Source organism: uncultured Leptotrichia sp. (genome assembly GCF_938036635.1).
Classification (GTDB): Bacteria; Fusobacteriota; Fusobacteriia; order Fusobacteriales; family Leptotrichiaceae; genus Leptotrichia; species Leptotrichia hongkongensis.
Genome location: NZ_CALHQO010000436.1, coordinates 1 through 2,998, shown reverse-complemented (window position 1 = coordinate 2,998; position 2,998 = coordinate 1). Strand labels below are relative to the sequence as shown.

Below are 2,998 nucleotides of genomic sequence, written 5' to 3'. Positions count from 1 at the left end.
AATATTTGTTGGTTTTCCTTCTCTTTTAAGAAATTCAATTTTTCTTTTACCTTTTTCTCCTACCTCAAATTTAAAATTGCCATTTTCATTAATTTTTTTATATTCTTTATCAGGACTAACTAAATTCTCTAAAGTAAAATTAATATAATCTATTGTATTTACAATATTTTTACAATAATTTTCCCATTCTTTTTCATTTATAATTCCAGGTTCTGTTACATGTAATTTCGTTTTAAATTCAATTAAGTTATATATTGATTCACATTTTTTTAATTGCATTGATATTATTTTAAATACTTCATCTTGAAGTTTGGCTAAATTAGTATCGCTTTCTAAATTTGCAAATTGCTCTAATTGTATTGTTGAAACGTAAAATTTCAATAATTTATTTATTTTTTTTAGTCCAAATCCTTCATATAAATAATCAATAACTTCTTGATAATTCCGCTCATTAAGATTATCTTCTAAAATATTTACTATATCCTCAATATATTTAGAAATTTGTACTTCGATTGATTGCCACTCATCTTTTTCAGTTTCAACTAACAACAAAAATATAAAAAACAATCCCATATTTAATAAAAATTCTTCACTATTAGATTTTAAACGTACAAAATAATCTTTTCTTTCAATATCACTTAAATTATCTAAATTTCTAAACTCTTCTCTCTTTTTATTTAAACCAATAATATTATCAAAAAAATACTTGTATGATGTCTTTAACTCTAAATTTAAATCAAACCCATTACCGATTACATACAATACTCCTTCATTTTCTGTATTCATAAATTTCTCCTTTTCTCAAAATATTGATTTTTTATAAAATATTTATTAAACTGAACATGAAATACACTCCTCAATCGTCGCCTTTCTCGTTCTCGTATAATAAAGCGACTTCAACCCCAGCCTATGTGCATAAATATAAAGTCTAGCCAAATCTCTAGTGCTATCTGTACTCTTTGTATACAAGATAGTCGAGATTCCTTGATCTACGTGTCTTTGGATTACAGAAATTAGTTTCAAGATATTTTTTTGATCCATATCGTATGCTGACTTATAGAAGAAGTAGTTGTCGTTTGTCAGGTATGGCATTGGGTAGAAAGTTGTGCTGTCTCCGTATTCTCTTACTTCGATTGTGTCAACTACTGGCATTACTGAGGCTGTGGAGTTCATTATGTAGGATGTTGACTGGTTTGGAGCAATTGCCATTCGGTAGGCGTTGTAGACTCCGTGTTTCATTACTTGCTCTTTTAGGTTTGCCCAGTCTTCTTTTGTTGGGATGTAGATTCCTTCAAATAGCTGTTTTATTTTTTCTGTTTTTGGCATATATTCTTTTGTAATGTATTTGTCAAAATAGTTTCCATTGGCGTATTCAGATTTTTCAAAGTCCTTGAAAGTTTCGCCTTTTTCTTTTGCGATTTCCATTGAACGTTCCAATGAATAGAAGTTCACCATCATAAAGAATACGTTACAGAAGTCAAGCGCTTCCTTGCTTTCGTACATAATAAAGTTTTTAGCCAAGTATCCGTGCAGGTTCATTGCTCCCAGCCCTACTGAGTGCAGTTCGTCGTTTGCTTTTTTTATTGACGGAACAATATCAATGTTTGTCAAGTCTGATACCATTGTAAGTGAATCAATTGCCGCTTTTGTGGCTTCTTTTATTCTCTTATTTTCCATTACAGTTGCAATATTTAATGAACCTAAATTACATGAAATTCCACGTCTTATCGTATCTTCCTCATAATATGCATTAATGTCTGAAACTTCTGATAATTGCATAATTTCAGTACATAAATTTGAGAATTTAACTGTTCCGATTTCTTTTAATGCGTGTTCCTTATTTGCATTATCTTTAAAGAATAGATAAGGATATCCACTCTCTTTTTGCGTTTGAGAAATTTTTACAAGAAGTTCCCTTGCGTTTATTTTTTTCTTTTTAACATTTGGATTATCAACCAGTTTTTCATACATTTCGTTCATATCCATTTCATCCAGATATTGCCCATATTCTAGGAATACTGTGTGTGGATTAAATGTGTAACAAACTTCATCTTCCATTGCCAATTGCATAAATTTATCTGGAACAATAACTCCGATCGACAATGATTTTATTCTGATTTTTTCATCTACATTTATTTTTTTACTATCCAAAAATTCATTAATATCAGAATGGAAAACATTCAAATAAACCGCTCCAGCTCCAGCTCTTTGTCCTAACTGATTTGCATACGAAAAAATGTCCTCTAAAATCTTCATAATTGGTAAAACTCCAGAAGCTCTGCCTTCAACTCCTTTTATTGACTCTCCTCTTGCCCTTACTTTAGAAAGGTTAATCGAAACTCCTCCACCAATCGAAGAAAGTTTCATTGAAGAATCAAAAACATATCCAATTCCGCTCAAATTATCTCCCATTTCATCAAGAAAACAAGAAACAAGCTCTCCAGAACGTTTTTTTCCAGAATTTAAAAAAGTTGGCGTAGCAGGCTGATATTCTTGATTTATCAACATCAAAGCATACTCTTTTGCCTTTTCAACATTTCCCTGTGCTAAATAAAGTGAAACTGTAGCAATTCTATCTTCATATCTTTCCAAAAACTTCTCTCCAGAATCATCCATCAAAGCATAGCTTTGGTAAAACTTAGATGCACTCATAAACGAAGCAAATCTAAACTTCTTATCGTAAACCAGCTTAAATACTTCTTTTATTTCATCGTGATTATACATCTCATAAAAATCAATATAATAATCATTTTTTATCAAATATCTCATCTTTTCCTCAAGGTTATGAAAAAACACCGTATTTTTGTTCACATAATCTACAAAATACGAATAAACAGCCTCCTTATCTTTCTCAAGCTGAAAATCCTCCCCTTGCTTTACCATTATCTCGTTATTTAGGTATATCCATTTTTTTGCTCTTTTATCTACCATTTATAATTCTCCTCTATTTATTAATTAATTTTTATCATTTAAAAATTTTATTATTTCATTAATATGT

General features: G+C 29.9%; 2 protein-coding genes. Both read right to left on the bottom strand.

Annotated features, from left to right (window positions below; all coding sequences use genetic code 11):
* On the bottom strand, nt 1-786 hold a 786-nt coding region (locus tag Q0370_RS08695; RefSeq protein ID WP_299574706.1), incomplete at its 3' end, for an AbiH family protein.
* Nucleotides 787-831: 45 nt separating this feature from the next.
* Nucleotides 832-2,931: a class 1b ribonucleoside-diphosphate reductase subunit alpha gene (gene nrdE, locus Q0370_RS08690; RefSeq protein WP_299574703.1), complete on the bottom strand. Its 2,100-nt coding sequence runs from the start codon at nt 2,929-2,931 to the stop codon at nt 832-834.
* Between the last annotated feature and the right edge of the window lie 67 nt (nt 2,932-2,998).